The sequence below is a fragment of the Thermosporothrix sp. COM3 genome, from assembly GCF_059696735.1.
Genome location: NZ_AP019376.1, coordinates 5,693,134 through 5,715,116 on the forward strand (window position 1 = coordinate 5,693,134; position 21,983 = coordinate 5,715,116).

The 21,983-nt window shown below is 53.0% G+C and carries 19 protein-coding genes; 3 read left to right on the plus strand and 16 right to left on the minus strand.

The genetic code is table 11. The features are described 5' to 3' along the window. Position 1 precedes the first annotated feature (1 nt). The 14 genes from KTH_RS24140 to KTH_RS24205 all read right to left on the minus strand — a co-directional run bounded on the left by KTH_RS24140 (position 2) and on the right by KTH_RS24205 (position 15,353). A complete protein-coding gene (locus KTH_RS24140) occupies positions 2–2,005 on the minus strand; it encodes a serine/threonine-protein kinase (RefSeq protein WP_111325471.1) in 2,004 nt (667 codons plus the stop codon). 193 nt (positions 2,006–2,198) lie between these two features. After that, complete coding sequence (locus tag KTH_RS24145) at positions 2,199–3,071, minus strand: PP2C family protein-serine/threonine phosphatase (protein ID WP_170142912.1); 873 nt, start codon at positions 3,069–3,071, stop codon at positions 2,199–2,201. 407 nt (positions 3,072–3,478) lie between these two features. Next, the gene (gene der, locus KTH_RS24150; RefSeq protein WP_111325473.1) at positions 3,479–4,897 is read right to left on the minus strand and encodes a ribosome biogenesis GTPase Der; all 1,419 of its coding nucleotides are present in this window, start codon (positions 4,895–4,897) and stop codon (positions 3,479–3,481) included. Between the two features lie 208 nt (positions 4,898–5,105). Further along, on the minus strand, positions 5,106–6,044 hold the full coding sequence (locus KTH_RS24155; RefSeq protein WP_111325474.1) for a ribose-phosphate diphosphokinase: 939 nt from the start codon (positions 6,042–6,044) through the stop codon (positions 5,106–5,108). Positions 6,045–6,197: 153 nt separating this feature from the next. Then, positions 6,198–6,686, minus strand: coding sequence for a YggT family protein (locus KTH_RS24160; RefSeq protein ID WP_111325475.1), 489 nt, complete (start codon positions 6,684–6,686; stop codon positions 6,198–6,200). Between the two features lie 224 nt (positions 6,687–6,910). Further along, positions 6,911–8,680: a DUF2079 domain-containing protein gene (locus KTH_RS24165; RefSeq protein WP_111325476.1), complete on the minus strand. Its 1,770-nt coding sequence runs from the start codon at positions 8,678–8,680 to the stop codon at positions 6,911–6,913. Between the two features lie 6 nt (positions 8,681–8,686). Beyond that, positions 8,687–9,286, minus strand: a complete 600-nt coding sequence (locus tag KTH_RS24170) for a metal-dependent hydrolase (RefSeq protein WP_111325477.1) — start codon at positions 9,284–9,286, stop codon at positions 8,687–8,689. 156 nt (positions 9,287–9,442) lie between these two features. Then, complete coding sequence (locus KTH_RS24175; RefSeq protein WP_111325478.1) at positions 9,443–10,012, minus strand: TetR/AcrR family transcriptional regulator; 570 nt, start codon at positions 10,010–10,012, stop codon at positions 9,443–9,445. 88 nt (positions 10,013–10,100) lie between these two features. After that, entirely contained in the window at positions 10,101–10,421 is a 321-nt protein-coding gene (locus KTH_RS24180; protein WP_111325479.1) for a Rieske (2Fe-2S) protein, read from the minus strand. Positions 10,422–10,429: 8 nt separating this feature from the next. Beyond that, positions 10,430–10,837 (minus strand): Fe-S cluster assembly sulfur transfer protein SufU, encoded by a 408-nt coding sequence (gene sufU, locus KTH_RS24185; protein ID WP_111325480.1) that lies wholly within the window; start codon positions 10,835–10,837, stop codon positions 10,430–10,432. Between the two features lie 110 nt (positions 10,838–10,947). Next, complete coding sequence (locus KTH_RS24190) at positions 10,948–12,213, minus strand: cysteine desulfurase (RefSeq protein WP_111325481.1); 1,266 nt, start codon at positions 12,211–12,213, stop codon at positions 10,948–10,950. Positions 12,214–12,290: 77 nt separating this feature from the next. Next, on the minus strand, positions 12,291–13,745 hold the full coding sequence (sufD, locus tag KTH_RS24195; protein WP_497621486.1) for a Fe-S cluster assembly protein SufD: 1,455 nt from the start codon (positions 13,743–13,745) through the stop codon (positions 12,291–12,293). Continuing rightward, positions 13,738–14,562 carry a Fe-S cluster assembly ATPase SufC gene (gene sufC / locus KTH_RS24200; RefSeq protein ID WP_111325483.1) on the minus strand — a complete coding sequence of 275 codons (825 nt, stop codon included), beginning with the start codon at positions 14,560–14,562 and terminating at the stop codon, positions 13,738–13,740. Before sufC ends, sufD begins: the two co-directional genes overlap by 8 nt. Positions 14,563–14,807: 245 nt before the next feature. Continuing rightward, positions 14,808–15,353, minus strand: a complete 546-nt coding sequence (locus KTH_RS24205; RefSeq protein WP_111325484.1) for an RrF2 family transcriptional regulator — start codon at positions 15,351–15,353, stop codon at positions 14,808–14,810. A 679-nt stretch (positions 15,354–16,032) separates the two neighbouring features. On the opposite strand from KTH_RS24205, the gene KTH_RS24210 reads away from it, so the two are divergent. Beyond that, positions 16,033–18,018 carry a serine/threonine-protein kinase gene (locus KTH_RS24210; protein ID WP_111325485.1) on the plus strand — a complete coding sequence of 662 codons (1,986 nt, stop codon included), beginning with the start codon at positions 16,033–16,035 and terminating at the stop codon, positions 18,016–18,018. Between the two features lie 35 nt (positions 18,019–18,053). On the opposite strand, the gene KTH_RS24215 is transcribed toward KTH_RS24210, so the two are convergent. Together KTH_RS24215 and KTH_RS24220 are read right to left on the minus strand one after the other, a co-directional pair. After that, positions 18,054–18,860: a hypothetical protein gene (locus KTH_RS24215; protein ID WP_111325486.1), complete on the minus strand. Its 807-nt coding sequence runs from the start codon at positions 18,858–18,860 to the stop codon at positions 18,054–18,056. 190 nt (positions 18,861–19,050) lie between these two features. After that, positions 19,051–19,857 (minus strand): class I SAM-dependent methyltransferase, encoded by an 807-nt coding sequence (locus KTH_RS24220; RefSeq protein ID WP_497621487.1) that lies wholly within the window; start codon positions 19,855–19,857, stop codon positions 19,051–19,053. A gap of 500 nt (positions 19,858–20,357) precedes the next feature. Here KTH_RS24220 and KTH_RS24225 point away from each other — a divergent pair, with 500 nt between their 5' ends. Further along, positions 20,358–21,518: a L,D-transpeptidase gene (locus KTH_RS24225; protein ID WP_497621488.1), complete on the plus strand. Its 1,161-nt coding sequence runs from the start codon at positions 20,358–20,360 to the stop codon at positions 21,516–21,518. A gap of 131 nt (positions 21,519–21,649) precedes the next feature. After that, a complete protein-coding gene (locus KTH_RS24230; RefSeq protein ID WP_111325489.1) occupies positions 21,650–21,889 on the plus strand; it encodes a helix-turn-helix transcriptional regulator in 240 nt (79 codons plus the stop codon). Positions 21,890–21,983: the final 94 nt, after the last annotated feature.

Consider the following 21,983-nt stretch of genomic DNA (forward strand, 5'->3'; position numbering starts at 1 on the left):
TTTAGAGTTGTTTTTGTAGTCGTCGGGCTTCGGTATTCTGTGGATCGTGTGCCAGAGCCTCTTCGACCATCTTTCGGGCCTCATGTTTTTTGTTCAACTTCAGATACGCTGTTGCTAGCGCACTGTAGGTTTCCGAGATCCGGGGGTTTGCCTGTCGCGAGCGTTCCAGTGCACCGAGCGCATATTTCCATTCACGATTATGCATGTGGGCTCGTCCCAGTGCGTACCAGGCATCCCAGAGTGACGGATCAAGTCGTGTTGCTTGCTGAAGCGTCTTGATTGCTGCCGGGATTTGTTTTTCTTCCAGTTGGAGACGCCCAAGCGCTGACAGCAGCAGCACATGATTGGGATTGATTTGCAGGCCATCCTGGAACCAGGTTTCGGCGTTGCGTTTCATTCCCTGCTCAAGGGCAATGCTGCCAAGCTGGTAGTAGATTGCCGGGTCCTGAGGGGCGAGAGAACGCGCCTTTTGAAAGGCCGCACTGGCTTTCTCCAGGAGCCCCAGATCCCGGTAACAGAGACCAAGCTGAAAGTGAGCGTCAATGCCATCTGCTTTATACTTTAAAGCCTGCTCAAACTGTTCTGCGGCGTAGCGCATATTGTCGGTAAAGGCTTTTTGATTGATGCTGCGGACGGCCTGCCCATACTGACGATACGAGCGACCGAGGTTGTAGTATGTGTCGTATGGCGGAGCACCAAGACTGAGCGCCTGCTTGAAATGGCTGACCGCGCCAGCATAGTTTTTGCTGGCCAGTTGTTGGAGCCCATCCCGATAGGGCTGCATGGGATCACCCATCGAGGTCGCAGGTCGTGCCGCGTTATTTGAGCTGACCGGACGGGCCCGGATCGGTTGACGAGCGACGGGCCGGGGCTGAATTGGCTGACGGACGGGGCGGGCCTGAATACGCGAATGCCGCTGCTGCGGAGGCGCGACGGCGACACCCTGAACCAGTGGTTGTCCATCTCGCTTGCAGAACTTCGCGCCAATACGATTCTGATAGCCACACTTTGGACAGATCAGCCCGGAGACAGCGCTTCCGGCTGGTGTGGTCGAGATGGTGGCTTTGTTGGGCATGGACGGAATCTGCACGGTTGTCGGGGTGAAAGGCACATTGGGCAGGCAGGAAAAAAGCGCGGTACGCATGGCATCGGCATTTTGAAAGCGGTGCGCGGGCTCCTGCTGCATGGCCTTGATAATAACCTGCTCCACCGGGCACACCGTTTTCCCTCCGACCTGAATGGTGCGGAGAGCGGGATTCTTCGCCAGGATACTCCCCGGTGCTGGTGTTTGAATGGGCTCGGGTTCGTAGTTGGTCAGCAGATGATACATGGTTGCGCCAAGCGAGTAGATATCCGAGCGCGCATCTGTCTGAACCAGCCGACCGGGATTGTCGGCGGAGCGGCGCTGTCCGGGCATTGTAATGGAGCCGAGATGCTCGGGTGACGCGTATGAGATGGTCCCCAGGTTCTCGGTATTGGTGCGCTTGTTGGGATCAAAACGGCGCGCGATTCCGAAGTCGATTAACTGGACCTCGTTATCGGGCGTGATCATAATGTTACCTGGCTTCAGATCGCGCAGGATAATGGGCGGTACGCGTGAATGAATATAGCTGAGCGCCTCGCAGACCTGGATCATCCATTTGATGACCTGTTCCTCGGGGAGCGGCTTATTTGCGTCCTCAAGGATTTTCTCCAGGCTCCGTCCGGGGACGAACTCCATCGCAAAGTAATAGTTCCCCCGATCCTGGAAGGGAAGCTTCAGAGAAGCAATACGCGGATGCTTCAGGTCACGAAGTAACTCGATTTCTTTATGAAAACGATCGATCGCTGCATTGCGCTCTTCTTCGCTTGTATTGGGATTAACGAGTAACTCTTTGACTGCATAATAGTATGGGGGATTGGTGCCCACCTGGGCAACTTTATAGACGGTTCCCATCCCCCCTTCGCCTAATATTTGAACTATTTTAAATTTTCCATCAAGGATTGTACCGATCGGGAGAGCCATACTCCGTGCGCTCAACCTTTCTGAACTAATATCCCCTATAAGTGTAAGCAACGTGCAATAGGCAGTCTGGCAGAGTGTTGGGAGATGCCTGATGCGGTTCCGCTATCTCACGGTGCAGCCTCCCCTCGGGTCAGGAGGGAAAAGATGCGCGCTTCTCTGTTCGTTTTGCATATGCAGGCGTAGATATACCGGATCAACAGGCGTTGACATGCACAATAATGGCGGTAATGTTATCCTCGCCGCCGTTTCTGTTCGCCTGTTCAATCAGCTTATCGCAGATTGCCTGAGGGGAGCCTGTTTCGATAATAATACGCTCTATGTCTGGATCGCGGACCATTTCCCACAGGCCATCCGAGCAGAGGAGAAACGTGTCTCCCGGCTGTGCGATTTCATGGAACACATCAACTTCGATCCGGGCATTGCCCCCACCTAAAGAGCGATAGATCAGGTTGCGCTGTGGATGGGTATAGACATCGTCCGGGGCGATCTGGTGGGTTTCCACCAGACGTTGCACAACCGAGTGATCTTTCGTCAGGCGTGTGAGCTTGCCCTTGCGAAAGAGATATGTGCGGCTGTCACCAACATTGCCAATATAGACGTGTTCGCCCTGAAGTAATGCCACAGTGACGGTGCAGCCCAGACCCCGGGCCGAAGCCTTTTCTTCACCGTATCGGTTAATCTTCCGATTGGCCTGCTGGATAGCAGCCTTCAGTTGCTCTTCCATCGCCTGAGCCATATGGGTATCTGCGAGCTTGCTCGTTTGCGGGGACTGTCCCTGATTGCTGGTGTCGGCTTTTTGTGTCTGCTGGAGCACTGCCCGGTCTATTTTGATTGTTGGTTGTTCTGAAATTGGCTTAAAGATGTGATCCAGGCCCTGGCTGATTGTTTCGACAGCGATACGGCTGGCGATTTCACCTGCCTTATAGCCTCCCATTCCATCAGCAACAATAAAAAGACCACGGTCGCCGTCTTCCGCCGACTCTACGCGCTTATAGACGTAGTCTTCATTCTGTTCTCGTTGTCGACCGACATCGGTTTTATCAGCGGCGGTGAGTTTAAACTGCATTGGTACGTACCTCACAGGAGCAGGAATGCTTTTAGAGAAATTTCCATGCTCACTATAGCATATAGCTAGTATATATGACAATTGAGACATCCCCGCGTGTGTGCATATATGAATATGATATGTATATACTTTCTTCTCTATTTATGTGTATCAGGACATGTGAGGCTACCCGTACGGTGCTCCTGTCTTTATACCCATTCCATCACAACTGTGGGATTACCTGCGAGCGAACAGAGATGATAGCATTCTCCCTTCTGCCTGTGCGCTACAACTGCAATTGTCTATACTCAATACGCGCCAGCCCGCAAAAGGTTGTGCAAACCAGTAGCTCATTTTTCCTTGAAAAAAGAAAAGAGGAACCGCATGCCGGGCGGCTCCTCTCCTGTATCAGCTTTTCGCGGGAAGGGCTATCGTGTCTCTTTCTCGCCACGGGCACGGAACTGAAGGCGAATTCCTGTTCCTTTGAAACCGAAGGCGTCACGCAGCCGGTTTTCCAGATAACGAGTATACGAGAAGTGTACGCTTTCCGGGTCGTTCACAAAGAAGACAAAGGTTGGCGGGTTGACCCGGGCCTGAGTCGCATAATAGATCTTGAACGGTTTATGCCGGATAATGGTTGTGTGATGATGGCGAACTGCTTCCTGAACAACCTCATTCAGACGTGAGGTGGAGACACGCAGGTAGCGCATATCGGCGATATTCAGGGCCGTGCGCAGAATCGATTGAACATGATAGCCGGTTTTGGCCGAAGCAAAGATCACCGGGGCATATGGAATAAATTTCAGATCTTCTTCCAGTTGCTTACGCATCTCCTCGGCCTCTGGAATCTCCTCATCCGGGCGCGGGTAGATGCCTTCACGCTCCGCGGCGCGCTGTTGTTGGGCCAGATCCCATTTATTCACGATTACGATCACGCCTTTGGACTGTTCAAGAATCTCGCCCGCGATGTGGGTATCCTGAGCGGTCAGGCCCTCGGAAGCATCAATCAGCAGCAGGGCAATGTCGCAGCGCTCAATAGCCCGCGATGTGCGCAGCACGCTGAACTTCTCGATGCCCGGCGTGATACGACCACGGCGCCGAATACCGGCGGTATCGATCAGCTTGAGCTTGCGTCCTTCAAACTCGAAGGTGGTGTCAATGGCATCGCGAGTTGTGCCGGGAACATCGCTGACAATCGAGCGTTTGAAGCCCAGAATGGCGTTCAACAGCGAGGATTTTCCCACGTTCGGACGCCCAACAATCGCGATGCGCGGAATCTCTTCCTCGTCCTCTTCCTCTTCTCCTTCCTCTTCGGGAGGCAGTTCTTCTACGATGCGGTCAAGAAGATCGCCGGTGCCAATGCCGCTGATTGCAGACACAACAATGGGCTCTCCCAGGCCGAGGGCGTAGAACTCAACGGAATCCTGGCGGCGGGCCTCGTTGTCTGCCTTGTTGGCGGCAAGAATAACCGGCTTGGTTGCAAAGCGGCGGAGTAAGTCCGCAACTTCTTCATCGGCGGCGGTGATCCCGGAACGGGCATCAACCATAAAGACAATCACATCGGCTTCTTCAATCGCAAGTTGCGCCTGCGCCTTGACGTGATCCATGATATCGCCTGGTTGCCCTGTGAGCCCGATCTGTCCTACCGGAACACCGGAGCCAAGTTCGAGGCCACCTGTGTCGATAAGTGTAAACTCGCGCCCATTCCAGTCGGTATCACCATAGAGGCGATCACGGGTTGTACCAGGCATATCTTGAACGATGGCGAGACGCTCGCCAATCATGCGATTAAAAAATGTGGATTTGCCGACATTGGGACGGCCTACAATGGCGACAAGTGGCTTCATTGCGCCCTTCCACCCTTTCTATGTAGTTTTAAGAAGGGCATCTCAGCACTACCCGAGATGCCCTTTGCTCTCTTGAGGACTGTTGTTTGTTATAAACGGTATGATATCAGGAGGCATTATAGCATAAACTAACGTTCCTGGGTATGAGAGGTAAAAGAATAAGAGCTGTTTCAGCGTAGAGAGAATGGATTTGTTCTGTTTCCTTTCATCAGTTAAAGAGCTCAGAGACTGAGCGGCCGTCATGAATGCGGCTGATCGCGCCTGCAAGCAGTTCTGAGACGGAGAGGACAACCAGTTTAGGCAGGCGTTTCGCATCCGGTGAAGGAATGGTATCGGTGATAACCAGCTCCTCAATGGGCGCTTTTGCGAGGCGTTCAATAGCGGGTCCAGAGAAAACGCCGTGGGTGGCGCATAGATAGATCTCGCGTGCTCCGTGCTCTCGGACCATGCGTGCCGCCTGCGTGATAGAGCCGGCAGTATCAATCTCATCGTCAACGATCAATGCGCGGCGTCCCTCAACGTTACCAATGAGTCCCAGGGCTTCGGTTGTGCCATCGTTGCCGAGGCGGCGCTTCTCGACAATTGCCAGAGGTGCGCCCAGACGATCGGCCAGCTTGCGGGCCTTTTTCGCGAACCCTTCATCGGTGGAGACAACCGTCAGATCAGAGATATTCTTGGCGGCGAAGTAGCGGGCCTGAATGGTTTGCGCGGTTAGCTCATCAACGGGAATGTTAAAAAAGCCCTGGATCTGACCTGCATGCATATCCATTGAGACAACACGCTGTGCACCAGCCACTGTAATACAATCTGCGATCAGGCGGGCGGTAATGGGCACACGCGGCTGATCCTTTTTATCAGTGCGGCCATAAGCGTAGTAGGGAATAACAGCGGTAATTCTGGCGGCTGATGCTCGTTTCAACGCATCAATCATGATGAGTAGTTCCATGATTGAGCGGTTGACTGGTGAACTGAAGGGTTGAATCACAAAGACATCGTGTCCGCGCACATTTTGATTGATTTTCACAAAAATATTTTCATTGCTAAATTGAAAAACATCCGCCTTCCCGAGCGGAATATGCAGATGTTCGCAAATGTCAATTGCCAGTTGTCGATTCGCGTTCCCGGTAAAAATACTTAGTTTGTCCACAGGGCACCTCCTGGTTTTTCAGTATACCATATCAGGGAGGTGACCGCACCTGTTGACATGTACAGAGAGGAAAAAGGCTCTCACGCTCAAAAGGACCACCAGAAAAGAGATGCCGCTTCAAGAATCAGGAGAAGCGGCACTCTGTTGCTTTGCCTAGTTGGGCGCTTCCTCCGGGCTGGAGATGAGGATTTGCAGGAAGCGGCGAATTGCCCAGAAGATAAGGAAGTAGATGAGCATGGCAATGAGGGTTGACCACTCAAATGCCTGATCTTGCCGAATAGACGGTGATGGCACAATAGAACGGAACGGGAAAAGAATGATATCGGTCAGCGAGTACAGGAAACCTGCAAACAGGTTGCCGCTGGATGCGCCAATCAGCTTCAACAGGAAGCGAAGCACAAGCGCGACTTCCAGGACTGTAGTAAACCACTGGAGAAAGTCGATCAGCTTTCCGATCGCATATTTCACGGTGCGAGCCTCTTCCTGCCGTTCAAGGTCAATCTCAGGGGCAGGATCACCCGCAGGTGGCGGTTGTTGCTGAGGGGGAAGAGAAGGTTGCCGCATGGGCAGATCCTCCATCCGTCCCGCCCTGTTCTGCATATCTGCCTGACCGGTAGGTTCTTCATAGGGATTATTGCGCATCCTGCCAATCCTCCAACACGCGGTTATGGCATTTCTTCAGCCCACACTGCGTGGCCGAAGAGAATGCGAATACCTGTAGCAAACAAGGGCGGACAATAGAGCAAACAGCATACAAGCACTATCCGCATTGTTGTCTCAGCTCTTAGCTACATTGTCCTGCACGCTGCAATTATAACATTAATTCCGCTCTTGTTGCTACAGGTGTGTTTCGATGTTTTCTTCTTCTATTTGCCTCCAGGCTCAGGATTGGCGGGGCAGCTTACATCATTTCGCGCCAGCAGGATCACGCCATCTGTCTGTTTGATGGTGCAGAAGAGATGTGTTTCGCGAATCTGGTTGAGCATCTCAAAGGTACTTCCGCGCATATCGGCGGGCACAATATTGCGCACATCCACAATTACATACTCAACGGTATGCATATTGCCGTCAAGCGTGAGATAGGTGATAAACGGGAAGACGGTCACATATTGCCGTCGTGTCAGATGTGGATTGAGCGTGGCACTGGCCGAGACCGAAGCCGTATCCGGGATCATGGTCAGCAGTTCTTCAATGCGCTGCTCCCGCGTGCCGGGTGTATGATCCGCGAGCAGCCAGTTGTATTTAGGATACATAATAAAGTTGTTGAGTAGCACCATAAGCACTACCAGCCCACAGATCACCCACTGCATCACGGTAGGAGTAATGACCCGCGAGAGGTCGGTCATCCGCTCATGAAAGCTTTTTCGGCGCAGGGCTCCCTCTTCTACAATTGCCAGCACGCCGGGGCGTACCATCGTCACCGGGCGGGTTGACCAGAGGTTGCGAGCGGCGCGTGTCAGGGCAAGCTGTATGCCTTTGATTGGCTTGACTACAAAGCCCGGCCAGCTTGAACGCTGCGCCTGTGCTGTGTCGCCGACGATCAATGGAATCGGCTCAACCGTTTCGCCGTGGCGAACCTGCCACCAGGCTACAAAGCGAGCCAGACCATGAATTGTGGCAAGCGTGACGAATGGAATAATGGGAGCATTGTAGTGATAAATGCCGCTGTAAAGCTGCGGGCTATTGGTGTTTAGCAGATTAATCGCCAGATCGGGCAGCGCGGGTAGTAACCACTCAATAGCCAGCAGGCCGAAGAAGCCGCCACTGCGGAACAGGCCAACCAGATAGAAGAGGCGATCCAGCGTTACAAAGAAAGTGAAGAGGATCATCGGGTGACGCAGGATGTTCTTGATCGCGTCTCCGGGGGTGTCGCCAAGCTCTACATAGCGATACCAGAAATTGTTCCCCTGATTGCCAGGGTAAAGCTGCTTCATCAACAGAAACGCGCCTGCACTCCATGCGATGCCCCCGACGAAGAGGGCAAGGCCGAGCCGCGGGCGCTTGTACTTCCACATGACCAGCAGGCCAAAGAGACCAACTACAGCAGGAATCTCTTCCTTACAGGAGGCCGCCAGAACACAGAAGAGAATAAAGAGCACAAATCGTCGTTTTGTCAGCGCCCAGGCTGCAAAAAGCATGAATGGCGCAACCAACGCGACCGGGTGAAAGTCAAAGATATTCACGCCGATCAGGGCTGGCGAAAAGAGATAGCCAATCGCCATCCCGGTGGCCAGATAGGGAAATCTGGGGATAAAGTAGCGTGTTAGCGCATAGACTGGGAGCGCTCCGAGAGCCAGCATAGCGGTCTGGAGCGTCAACAGCATACGTGGATCGGCCCAGATCAGATAGAGCAGCGATATCGGCAGGAGAATCGGTTCGACATGCTGGGCTAATCGCAGTGGCGGGCCGAACCAGTCAACTCCCTGGTTTGTCCACTGAAATGGACGTCCATGCAGCGTATTCCAGACAACCTGATCCATATTCCCCAGGTCAAAGGCTGTAGCGCGGAACGTGGTATAGCGCAGGATCGATTCATAGTTGATCCATCCGAAATAGACCACTATCGCGAGACAGGCCAGAAGAAAGGCAAGGCGTGTCTGGTGTTTTTGTAGAAAAGAGAAGGAGAACCGCTTCATCAGACCTCAAATAACTAATATTGATTGCCAGATACCGAGCAGCACAAGGATAATAAATCCCCAGACAACGACGTGTTCAACCCAGGTTCCAGTTTTGAACCGCATATCAGGTCGCGGGGGAATTCCAAAGCGTTTACGGTACGGCCAGAAAAGGGGGACCCCGCCCTCGGTTAAGGAATCACAGGCGATGTGGACGATACATCCAAAAAGGACCCCGAAGAATACAACGTGCGATAAGCTTACGATATGCGCAGGAGCCTGTAAACCGCGCGTACCCAGTAAAAATATTACCACTTGTTCCAGGCCGATGGCCAGCAATGAGCCTAACGCTAACCCGAGAAGGCTATGAAAAATCGTTCTATGCCCTGCCACATGCTGAATTGTCCTACTGATCCAGCCAAAACGACGACCAAGCATGCTTCGTGCGTTATCAATATCTGGAAGCAACGCGCCGAAGCCAACTGCCGAATAGAAGACAGCTTTTTTCACGACCAATGCGAGGGGAACAGATGTAGCGAGTGTCAGAGGGTCTCCTGAGAGGTGAACGAAGCTATCCAGTACAACGCCTGCTGCCAGGCCCATTAAGAGGTGCGAGCGACCTTCCATGATCTTGACTCTCCTGCTTGCGCGGTGTAAAGCGCTTTTTCTCCATTAACGAAACGCATAGGTTATTGTAGAGTGTTCTCGAATTGCTGTCAACTGAAGTTATTCGCCCTCTTGCATCGGGAGACACACGAGGTGCAGGAAAAGAGGAAGCGACGCCTACGAACGGCGCTGTGAAAGCGAGAAATCGGGACGTGCCATATCCTGAAGCAGGCAACGTACCTCATCCCGGAAAGCGCCCTCAGGAGAGGCGAAGTGGAACAGGTCCGCGAACCAGAGGCCATCAATCGCCAGACGCAAGATGGTTGCGTAAGCGCGTGGAAGTCCGTCCTGTTCGGCGCATTGTTGATAGTACAGGAATTCCTTGCGGGTCGATTCGAGTAGCACGGGGTTATTACTGAGTGCTGCGATCAGACCACTGATAAAGTCTGGCTCATACCCGGAAAGATTACAGGAGGTTTGAGCAAAGGCACGGAGCCAGCGCCCCGGGGTGTCATCCTGCTTTGCGAGCTCTTCGTTCAGCCGCGCGCGGAAATGCTCATGAAAAGCGTTGAGCATCCCTTCAATGAGGGCATCTTTGTTCGGGAAATGGTACAGCACTCCGCCCTTGCTGACCCCGGCTTCACGGGCAACTCCTTCTATCGTCAGATGCGAAACGCCGTCCCGATGCACAATGCGGCTGGCCGCTTCCAGAATGGCAGCTCGTTTTGTTGGATGTTGTCTTTCCATAAAGACACTATGCCATTAGAGCATGTTCTTGTCAAGCGGAGGGCAAAAGAAGCAGCTTCCGCAAGTCATAAGTGCGGAAGCTATAAGGTCATTCATCATCCGGGAGCCCGACCAGAACGGAATTCTCTTCGATTTTGACCGGAAAAGTGATCAGGTCATAGCGGGCAGGCCCGCGCAACACTTTTCCATTGGTGATATCAAAGCGAGCCCCATGAAGCGGGCAGGTAATCACGCAGCCATCAAGTTCGCCGCGATTGAGCGGGCCACTGATATGAGTGCAGTTATCAGAGAAGGCATAAATGGTGCCATCGATTTTCGTCAGGCAGACCGGCTCGCCATCGATATCAACGGGATACAGCTTCCCCTCTCGTATGTCTGAGAGGTCGGCTGCTTTGATAAACTCGGTCATAAAGCCTTTTACTCTTCTTCGTCCTCATCCAGATCGGGACGCTCATAGCCGGCTACCGCGAGGCCACGATGCAGGACACGCAATGAAAGGAAGGCACATTTTGTGCGGGCCGGACTGATGGGAATGCCCAGTGCTTCGAGCACCTCATCCTTGCCAAGTTTGACCACTTCCTCGATCGGCTGTCCTTCGATCATTTCGGAGAGCATGGAAGCTGATGCCTGACTGATGGCGCACCCTCTTCCCTGAAAGCGAACCTCGGTGACAAGGCCATTTTCAACCTTGAGATCCATCGCGAGCTGATCGCCACACAACGGGTTGTTATCCTCCATATGTACATCTGGCGCTTCCAGGGTCCCATAGTTACGCGGATTCCGATAGTGATCTAGAATATATTCGCGATAATAATCCATTGACATTGTATCTGCCTCCAAAGGCGCTGCTGCTCAGCGCACAGGGGTACTGAAATGAGAATTGTGTAAAAGTGTACACCTGTGAGGCTGGTTAAGCAAGCGCGTTGGTCGAAAGTTTAGAGACCTGCTGTCGCCTGGAAGATCTCTTGAGCCTTCTGCAAGCCCTCTGCCAGCGTATCAACATCGCGTTCATCATTGTAGACATAGAAGCTGGCGCGAGCGGTTGCCGGAATGTTGTAGCGATCCATCAACGGTTGAGCGCAGTGGTGACCGGCTCGAACGGCAACGCCGACTTCCATATCAAGGATTGAGGCGAGATCGTGCGGGTGTACTCCATCAAGCGTAAAGGAGAGCACGCCACCGCGCTGCTCAACATCTTTCGGACCGTAGATGGTCAGGCCAGGAATCGCGCTCAGCCGCTTGAGGGCGTAAGCGGTCAGTGCTTTCTCGTGCTGGCGGACCCACTCCATGCCAAGCTCATTCAGATAGTCAACGGCCACGCCCAGCCCGATGGCTTCGGCGATCGCCGGGGTTCCTGCCTCAAATTTGTGAGGGAGATCGGCCCAGGTGGACTCGTGTAGCTTGACCGTGCGAATCATCGAACCGCCACCCATAAAAGGCGTCATGGATTCCAGCAGCGGGCGTTTCCCATAGAGCACACCTATGCCGGTCGGGCCAAGCATTTTATGTCCGCTGAAACAGTAAAAGTCAGCATCAAGATCCTGCACATCGACCGTCATATGTGGCACGCTTTGTGCTCCGTCAACCAGCGTGATCGCTCCAACTGCATGCGCCTGTGCGACCATTTCTTTCACCGGATTGATCGTTCCGAGCACGTTTGACATGTGGGCGAAAGCGACCAGTTTCGGCTTCTGCTGTAAAAGCTGCTCGTAGACATCCAGACGTAGCAGGCCCTCTTCGTTGACAGGGACAAATTCCAGCCGCGCGCCCGTGCGCTGGGCCAGTAACTGCCAGGGAACCAGATTACTATGATGTTCCATTTCGGTCAGGACGATCAGATCGCCCTGCTGAATATGTTCCCCACCCCAACTGTACGCTACCAGATTGATACTTTCGGTTGTGTTGCGGGTAAATATGACCTGTTTACTCTGACGTGCATGAATGAAACGAGCGATCTTCAGGCGGGCCCGTTCAACGGCTTCGGTTGCCTCTTCGCTAATTTCATAGACGCCGCGATGGACGTTCGCGTTATAGGTTCTATAGTACTGATCGAGCGCCTCAATGACCACAGCAGGCTTCTGTGAGCTTGCCGCGCTGTCCAGAAAGACCAGACGCTTTCCGTGTACCTGCCGCGAAAGAATGGGAAAATCCCGGCGAATATCCTCAACGCTGCGGTTTGTTGTGTTCTTCTCGCTAATCATCGTATACTCTCCGCCAGACGGGAACCAGGGGGAAGAAAAGCAAAGGGTACCCGTAAACAGGTACCCTGCTCACCAAATTAGTATTCTGAGAGCTCAATCTCGTCCTTGTCTCTGGTTGAGTCATCCAGATGGACCGCGCCCTCATCAACGCCCTCGATCTCCCAGCGCTCCTGAGCGTCGACCCAGGTGTCGGCCTCGGTCTCATAAGCACCGCTCATGCGGGAGATAATGCTGCGGCGCAGACGGATACGCAGGTTCTCCAGCGGAATACGCTGAAGGACCGGCTCAAAGAAGCCCTGCACAATGATGCGCTCGGCCTCAGGACGGGGAACGCCGCGAGACATCAGGTAGAAGAGCTCTTCTTCGTCAATCTGACCGGTGGTTGCACCGTGGCTGGCGCTGACCTCATTTGCCGCGATCTCCAGACCGGGAATGAATTCGCCGCGTGCCTTCTTGCTCAGCATCATGCCGTGCGCCGAAAGGAACGACGCCGTCTGCTGCGCGTTGGGACGCACGCGGATCATACCATCGAACTCGACGCGAGATTCATCTGTCAGCACGCCTTTGACCAGTGTCTCGGCGTTGGTGGACAGGCCCACATGGTCAGACAGCGTGTTGATCTTGTAGCGCTGATCGTGGTCGGTGAAGAAGATACCAACCAGTTCAGCGGCGCTGCCGTTGCCCTGAAGACCCGCACCAATCTCAACAAGATTGAGCTTCGCCCCCAGATCCGACATCACGAAGGTAACGCTCCCGTCATTCTCAAAGACCGCGTTCTTGTTCGTGATATTCCAGGTGTTCTGGTCAAGGTCCTGTAGATAGCTGAACTCAACGCGGGACTCGCGCTGGGCAAAGATCTCAACGGCGTCGCTGACCAGGCTCGGCTGATCGCTGGTCACGCTGGAAGAGAGCTCTTCAACGAAGCGCACGCTACTCTGGGGCTCGGTCACAACCAGTGTATGTGTGAAGGTCGCGGAAGACGGCGCATCAATCCAGACCTGCGAGAGAATCGGCTTTTCGATCTCGACGCCCTTTGGCACATAGAGGAAGAAGCCGGTTGTCCAGAAGGCGGCATGGAGTGCGGTATACTTGCTGGCATGTGCCGGAATGCACTCGGTCATGAAGTACTTCTGCACAAGCTCCGGATACTGCTGTACGGCCTTGTCCAGAGGCAGCAGGATCACGCCCTGCTCCTTGAGATCCTCATCTAGCTGTGTGTGCACTACCGACGAGTTATGCTGCACGATCAGGCCCGAGCGGTCATTGACCAGCGCTTCCTGCAAGGACTGCTCAATCTTCGCGGGCAGCTTCTCACTTGGATCGGGAACATAAGAGGTGAGCTGCTGGAAGCGGAAGCCTGCCAGCGCCTTGAGGGTGCCCAGGTCACCACGACGGCCCAGAGGCGCGGGAGTCTGCTCATAGAGCTCCCAGGCTTGCAGGCGCTTGTCCAGCAACCATTCAGGCTCCCCGCGCTGACGCGATAGCTCTACCAGCGCGTCTTTTGTGAAACCTGTAGTTGAGACATTAAGCATTCGCGGACACTCCATTCTCTTCGATGGACTCTTTCAGCCATTCGTAGCCCTTCTCTTCGAGCTCAAGGGCCAGTTCTTTGCTACCGGACTTGACGATGCGGCCTTCGTACATGACGTGCACAAAGTCAGGCGTGATGTAGTTCAGCATGCGCTGATAGTGCGTGATCAGCAGGATGCCCATGTTCGGGCCACGCAGCGCGTTGACGCTCTCGGAAACAATCTTCAGGGCGTCGATGTCAAGACCGGAGTCGGTTTCGTCCATCAGGGCAATTTCGGGCTCCAACAGAGCCATCTGCAAGATCTCGGCGCGCTTCTTCTCACCACCGGAGAAGCCGTCGTTGATCGAGCGGTTGATAAAGCTGTTGTCTACTTTGAGCAGCTTCATCTTTTCCTGCAAGAGCTTGCGGAATTCACCAGGAGGAATGGTTTTGCGCTTGCTTGCTTTGCCTGACGGGTTCTCGCCCTCTTCGAGAGGCTTGTTGCCTTCGCGAATTGCCTCAAGAGAGCGGCGCAGGAAGTTCGCAACGCTGACGCCGGGGATAGCCATTGGATATTGGAACGCGAGGAAGAGGCGCATACGTGCGCGGCGATCAGGCGAGTACTCAAGGATGTTCTCACCTTTGAACCAGATCTCTCCCTCGGTGACTTCATATTTGGGGTTGCCCATAATCACGTTTGACAGAGTGCTTTTGCCAGAACCATTTGGGCCCATCAGGGCATGTACTTCACCCTGGCGCACCACTAGGTTGACGCCACGCAGAATGGGCTTGCCTTCAATATTTGCGTGAAGGTTTTTAATGACAAGTTCAGATCCCATTATTGATAACACCTTCCTCAATTATGTTCGGTGCGAATGCAGTCGTTCTTTCTGAATTCGCAAAAAAATCGGGACAAAACAAATGCGAGTCCAGGACAACAGAGCATACGAGCTCTGCTGAGCGGCCTGGTGCCTCTCATCTATCAGATAGGGACAAAGCGCAGAAGCGTTTATGCTTCCTTCTTTCCGTATTGCTTTGGATCCAATGGATTTACTTGTTCGGTGCCTGTATCAGGCATTCTCACTTACCCTGGCAGAGATGGAGACTCAGTTTGCTTCTTGAGAGAGCCACCTGTGCTGATAGACGGGCGAACATCTGAAAGCGAGATAAACTGGGTACTGCTCTGCTCCTGGTTTTCGGGAAAGCGGGCTGACTCAGCTACCAGATCGGCCAGTGTGATGGTGTCGAGCGTTTGCGCTACGGCATCACGCACCCGGGCCCACAGGTACTTTGTCTTGCAGGAATCGAGAAAACCGCAGACCTGAGACATCTCGCCTTCTGTTGCACAAATCATCGGAGAAATTGGTCCTTCGAGGACACGTACAACTTCACCCATCGAGATTTCATCCGGGCGACGACTCAAGCGATAACCACCATGTGCGCCCCTCGTACTGATGACCAGTGGCGGCTCTGCCTCGCGCAACAGCTTCACCAGTTGTTCCAGATAGGCCAGTGGCAGCATCTCCGTCTGTGATATGTCAGTCAGTGAGCGGGGACGGCCACCGTAATGCCGAGCGAGGTCTACCATGATCCGCACGCCATACTCGCCTTTTGTAGATACACGCAACATTGTGGTCTCTCCCTTTCTCAACATGTATTGCCAGGTGATACATAGGTATCATATGTGGTCTGCACTATGCGAAATTATTCCGACCTGTTAACTAGGATATATTCTAGCACTAGAGGATATGGAGCGTCAACATATTCTGAGGGAAAAGAAAAGATGCTACCAGGCATACAAAAAAGGCATTTTATCGAGCGTCCCTGTTCTCCTGCGCATAGATCAGCGTTCTTCTGTTCACACTTCGCAAAAAATAGCTCATAATAAAGGATGAACCATCTGGCTGCTTGCGTTATGAGACAAATTGCATCAATTTGAACACTATTTACCTACTGGTTGAGACAAAATACCGTCCTGAAACGATCTTACTATACGAGGATTCGTTTTTTGAGAACAGGCAAAAGTGCCGAAGTGGCCCGTGAACGCTTCTCCGGGCCGTAGCCCTTGCGTTTTTATGGTGATGTAGAGAAGTGTGAAACAGGGTACAATACCTGATATGGAGTTTGGCACAATGTCTGAGGGTGGATGGTATCGGTGGTTTGAGTGTCAAATGGGCCGTAATGGGGAACTACTATCGTATGCGAAACGTGTAGTAGTTAGTAGTGGATGTTTGACATTGTGTTGACTGAAAGTCCTCGTTGAAGCAGTTCTGCTTTCTTTTGAAAAGCGCATCAGGAAAAATTCTGCTATGGAACAAAATACATTTATCGGTCAGCAACTCGGCAGCTATAAAATAGTGGAGGCGCTTGATAGTGGTGGCTTTGGTAGCGTCTATGTGGCGCAACATGTGATCCTGACGCGCCGCAAAGTGGCTATCAAGCTGCTGCATACCGTCTATCTCAACTCGCGCGAAGTGCAGGAACAATTCCTCGAAGAGGCGCGTTTACTTGAAATTCTCAAGCACCCCTATATTTTGCCGGTGCTGGATATAAATATATATCAAGGATTCCCTTACCTCGTGACAGAGTATGAAGCGCGTGGCTCGCTGCGCCGTCGCTTGAAACAACTGAAAGGGCGTGCGCTCCCCTTGAACGAGGCACTGCGCATTCTCAAACAGGTGGGTGAAGGACTGGCGTTCGCCCATAAACAGCAGATTGTGCACCGAGATATCAAGCCCGAAAATATCCTCTTCAACCAGGAGGGTGATGCTCTGCTGGCAGATTTCGGGTTGGCAATCGTGCTCAGTAACGCCAGTATGAAATCAGTCAGTATGACCGGTACTCCGCGCTATATGGCCCCGGAACAGTATCGAGGCATTATCAGCAAGGCCAGCGATCAATATGCCCTGGGCTGTGTTGCCTATGAGCTGTTAACCGGGAAGATGCCGTTTGAGGGCTCGGACCCGGTCGTGTTGATGTATAAACATGTCACGGAACAGCCTGTACCGCCGCGTGAGCTTAACCCGGATATTCCGGAACATATTGAGCGGGCCGTGCTTCGGGCTCTCGAAAAGGATCGACAGAAGCGCTTCTCCGATGTACAGGAGTTTGTGGAGGCGTTGAAGGCAACGACAACGCCGCTGGTGCCCTTGCCCGAGAGCAGCTATAAAACGCAGACGCTGGTGGAGGAAGTAGGCGGTGTCGATGAACCGCATATGGCTGATGATGGTCCGGCTGAGGAGCGGCCAAAGACTGACGAGCAGGACGCGGCTCCTTCCTCGGCCCCGGATGAGGCTGATGAGGATACACAGGAGCGTGAGCAGGTTCTGACTCCTCCCCATCTGGAGGAAGATACATTCTTCTGGCCCGAGGATGTCGAGAGTAAGGAGAAAGCCCCTGTTCAGAAAGAGCCTCAGACACAGGAAAAGCTCGATGACATTATGACGATTCTCATCGTGGATGATGGAAAGGCTGAACAGAGGCTGGAAGAGCAGGAGACAATGCTGATCCCTATCGATCAGGTTCAGCAGGAGAGCGAACAGAAAGAGCGTCTGGCAAAGATTGAGACGCTGGTGCCCGAGAATACTCAGAAGAAAGACATTCAGGAGATGGAGACTGCCAGCGTTGTCGTTCGGCAGGCCTCTGATGAGGAGGAGTATATTCCAACGGTATTGACCAGGCAAGTCACGCCGGAACCGCCTATGACTCCCAGGCCGGTCATTCCAACGCCAATGCCGCGCACGATGGCTCCGGCCTCACCCCCTCAACCACCGGTGAAGCATGGACAGGGAAAGCAGAGTCTGGGCAAGGAGATTCAAAGGGCCTTTCGCACGCCGCAGGTGCTCTTTGCGCTGACTGCTCTGCTCATGATCGCCAGTATTGCGTTTGCGCTGCTTGTCAATCCGTTGCGCACATCCTTCGGTGAGGGGCAACATATGCCATCTCCTGCGTCGCGCAATGTAGTGACGCCCGGGACAACGCCATCGACGCAACAGACGGTGCAGCCAGGAGTGACCCCGGCTGATGACGGGAATACGGATCAGTCCGAGTATGGTGGTGGAGATAACCCTTCGGCAACGGAAACACCAGATAGTCCCGTTTCAACCGAGGAGCCAGTAAACCCTGAGCCGACGCAGGGCGTCACGCCGACTGTCGAGCCAACACAGCAGCCGACTCAGGAGCCAACACAGCAACCGACTCAGGAGCCGACGCAGCAGCCGACTCAGGAGCCGACGCAGCAACCAACGACGGTGCCGACGCAGCAGCCAACGCAGTCAACCACACCAACTACATAATCCAGGGAAAGGCAGGGGCTCACTAGCGCCCCTGTTTACTCTCTCTGCAAGAGCCTCGGAAGATACTGACGGCTATAGCCGCGCAGGTGATGGGTTGTACCCTCTAAGACAAGATCGAGACAATGAAGCAGCCCTTTGCGCGGCTCGCTGAAGTCGATATGCCGATCACCCTGTTCATAGTAAAGCTGAAATGCATGCATGTAGTCATTCTGGCTGATCTGGCGTAACAGGTTTTCGGCCCTCTGTGTCGCCGCTGAATGGCAGGAGCGACCCCTATAACAGGGAAGATAAATCCTTTGATGTTGATGGGCCGACCAGATATGCCAGTAATCGTCTGGATGCGAGGGGCTATAGAGCAGGCCATCAGGCAGATAGATGATACAGGGAATGGACAGGTCTGTGATTTGCCAGACTTCTGCCTGACTGGAGAGCTGTGTGAAGGCCCGGGAAGCAGTTGTCAGGTTGGTGAGGTAAAGCGGCGCTGGCGAGAGAAAAGAGCGATAGCAGGGGTGACCGAGCAGCAGTGAGGCGAAATCAAGCCGTGTCAGATGCTCGTACGCGATAAAGTGAAAGCGGTACAGCAGGCTCTGGCATTCACGTGAGATACAGATAAAGCAGGTCAGGCCGTGGCGGTGTGGAAACCGTTGGCTGATAAGATGCAGCCGACAGTGGGGCGAAACGGTTGCCGCTGATGCTAGCCAGCGTTGTACCGGGTGTGGGAGATTGGCGATCCCATACGGGAGGTTCTTTGCCTTTTCTAGCAGAACCCAGAGCCGGGTATCTGTGGGAGGTATCGATGCCTCTGGCTCCGTAGTGAATGCGAGAGTTTCGATAGAGTTCATGCAGTCCTTTCCCTTCAACTTCCACCTGTGGGCTTCTGTCAGTTCTGTTCTCTGCATTCTACAACAGCAGAGAAGACAGGGGATAGAAGCGCGGGAAATATATGCCGAAAGTACTCTTCTAAAGTAGAAGCGGTACCGATGCCCGGCTGATGACACCGATACCGCGAAAGCGTAGAACGTGACAGGAGAATCAGTGTGGTTTTTGTCCGACGATAATCTGACGCGTTCCTTTGCCGAAGGGCTTAAAGGTATAGTCACCATAAATGGCATCAATCGCAAAGCCCGTACTGAGGAAGAGCAATTGAAGCTCGCGCGGGAAGAAGACATGCATCTCCAGCTTGGTCAGATAGCGTTCATTTTCTCCTGTTTCAAAGTATTTCTCATGGACCCAGGAGAGGCGCTGAAGCTGTTCACTGGGGTCATACCGTCGGGTTGTATACACATGCATGGTGAACTCGCCGTTTGGATCTTCAAGCTCATCTTCCAGGTAGACGTGTGAGGGATTATTCAAGGCATTGCTCAGATAATCGAGGTCGGGGAGCTGGGTATCTACCACGAAGTAGCCACCGGGGGCAAGATGGTCATAGGCGTTTTTAAATGTGGCTATCTGGTCTTCAATCTCGAAGAGGTGGCAGATAGAGTTAAAGGGAAGAAAGATCAGGTCGTAGAAACCCTTTCGAGGGAGCTGGTAGCTGGTCATGTTGCCTTCATAGAGTGCAACGCGCTGCTGAAGCTCAATGGGCTGTAACGCAAGCTTGCGCCGATAGGCTTTAAGCATCGAAGGCTCAAGGTCCAGCCCATCAAGCAAAAAATCACCCGGACCCTGGAGCAATTCCAGGCCGATCCTCCCACTGCCACAGGCCAGCTCAAGCACGCGTTTGGGTGCAAGGCGCTGTAGCAATTCCCGCCAGAACGGCACATCCTGTTCTGACTGTGATTGATATTCCAGGTCATAATCACTGACCTGCTCGTAAAATTTCCCCACTGCGTAGGGCATAGTTGTATACCTCTTGATAGAAACTATGCATTGTCAAAGATATTAGATGCCTATTCGTCAGGTTTTCAGGGCACCTTTTCAGTGTTCCAACACGCTCACAACCGCCTGTGCCGAAGTGCGGCCCAGCATGCGAAAAAGAGAGGAAAGAGTTTCGCCCTCTGAACCGGGTGTTCAGAGGTGGAGCGAGCTTTTGTGCCGTGCGGTTACCACTCCTTTACCTGATGAATAGCGAGGATAAATCCGTGATAGAGAGTAGCACAGAGTCAATAAACTCTGCAAGAGGGAAGCTACTCATTGATGCATAAATCAGCCTGGCAGGCTGTTCCTGACAAACAGGAAACTTGTCTTAATTGGCATTGCTCTCCCTTACCTTCCCCGATTATCTGAAAAAATGTGATGTTTTCCCACTTTTCACGATATCTTTTGTAGAGGTTACTCCATATCGAGGGCCTGTTACTATTTTCTTTCCTCTTTTTTAAAGCAAGGATTATGTTATAAAGATGATCTGGAAAAAAATGCAAATGAATGGCAGAAAGCATACACGACGAGCAGCATTGGTTGGTGGGATACACCTCTCGCTGCTGGCGTTATTGAGTGCCTGTAGCCCTGAAAGAGCTCAGGGGAACCAGCCACCTTCCGAGACGAAAACGACCCCAACGCCGACAATTAGCCCCGGCTTAACGAAGCAGGGAGAAGAACAGCTTGCGCTCTTCCAGAAACGCCTCGAATGGCTTACAAAAGCGAAAAAGGATAACAGTACCTACAAGCAACAGTATGAGGCTGACAGGCAGGCACTACAGAGCGCAAAGACAGATAGTGCGTATCAGAAGGCGCTGAACATACTGAAGAAGCATCTGGATGACTGCGAAATGCCTGCATTGCAGGCCGAAATTATCGTGCGTCGGGATCAGCTTCAACAGGAGGTCGAGCAATGGGGCAAAGAAAACTACTATCAGAATCCCTCCTCGGGTATCAAGTATGCGCTTGGCTTTGAATATGGCGTGGAGGGCGCAGTCTGGCAGATCAATCAGGGTCTGGAGGGCAATAAGACGTTACAGGATGGGATCTGGTATTTTGTGCAGGGCGAGGTAACACTTGAGGCCTACCGCCAGATGGTCAAAGATCTGGATATGTACGAGCTACACTTCCAGTATATGAAGCAGAACCGCAAAGATACTACACCCTATGATCAGCCGCATGAGGTTGATTTGCAGATGATGAAGCGGTACGGCAAAATGAACGAGCGCGTGATTGTGGTTTCCCTGGCCGAGCAGGTGATGCGGGCGTATGAGAATGGCGTGCTGAAGAAGGCCATGTATACCACGACCGGGCGGCCTGAATTCCCGGCTGTCCCGGGCAAATGGCACGTCTTGACCAAGAAATCTCCTGATCTCTTCACCTCAAGTGCTCCTCCGGGAAGCCCGATGGCCTATCCGCCGACACACCTCAACTATACAGTGCGCTATTGTTATCCTGAGTATTACCTGCATGATAGTGATTGGCGGCTGGATTATGGTCCGGGAACTCAGTTCCCGCATGTTGACTCAAGCGGCAACGAGTCGGCCAGTACCGGCTCACATGGGTGTATCAACTTCCCGGTTGCTGAGATGAGCTGGATTTATGAGTTTACGGATATAAATACGTGTATCCTGGTCTACTAATGATCCTTCCGCGTGGGCGCTCCTCCTCCTGATGGGAGCGCTCTTTTTTTGTGCTGTTTGTCTGCCCACAATATGATGACATATACTGAATGCAAACAGCGTGCTGGATTTGTGTGAAAGGATGAGCGTCCGTGACATCGTTTCGAGAGCATCCGGTGTATAACCGAATTGAAGCTGTACGGAAAGAGAAAGGAATTTCTCGCGAAGAGCTCGCGCAAGCGCTGGACCTTCGTTACAGTGAATTGGGGTTTATTGAGACCCAAAAAGTGACGCCCGGTCTGGCTCTGGCGCTACGAATAAGTGCCTATCTGGGGGTACCGGTCGAGTCGCTTTTTTCGCTCACACCCTACCAAAGCGAGTGGCTGGTCTAGCGCGAGTCAGGAGGTCGGGAAACCTGATACAATAGGGGCCATAGACGCATTGACTGGTTCAAGAATGCCGCTGTCTGCGGTAAAGAGAGGAAAG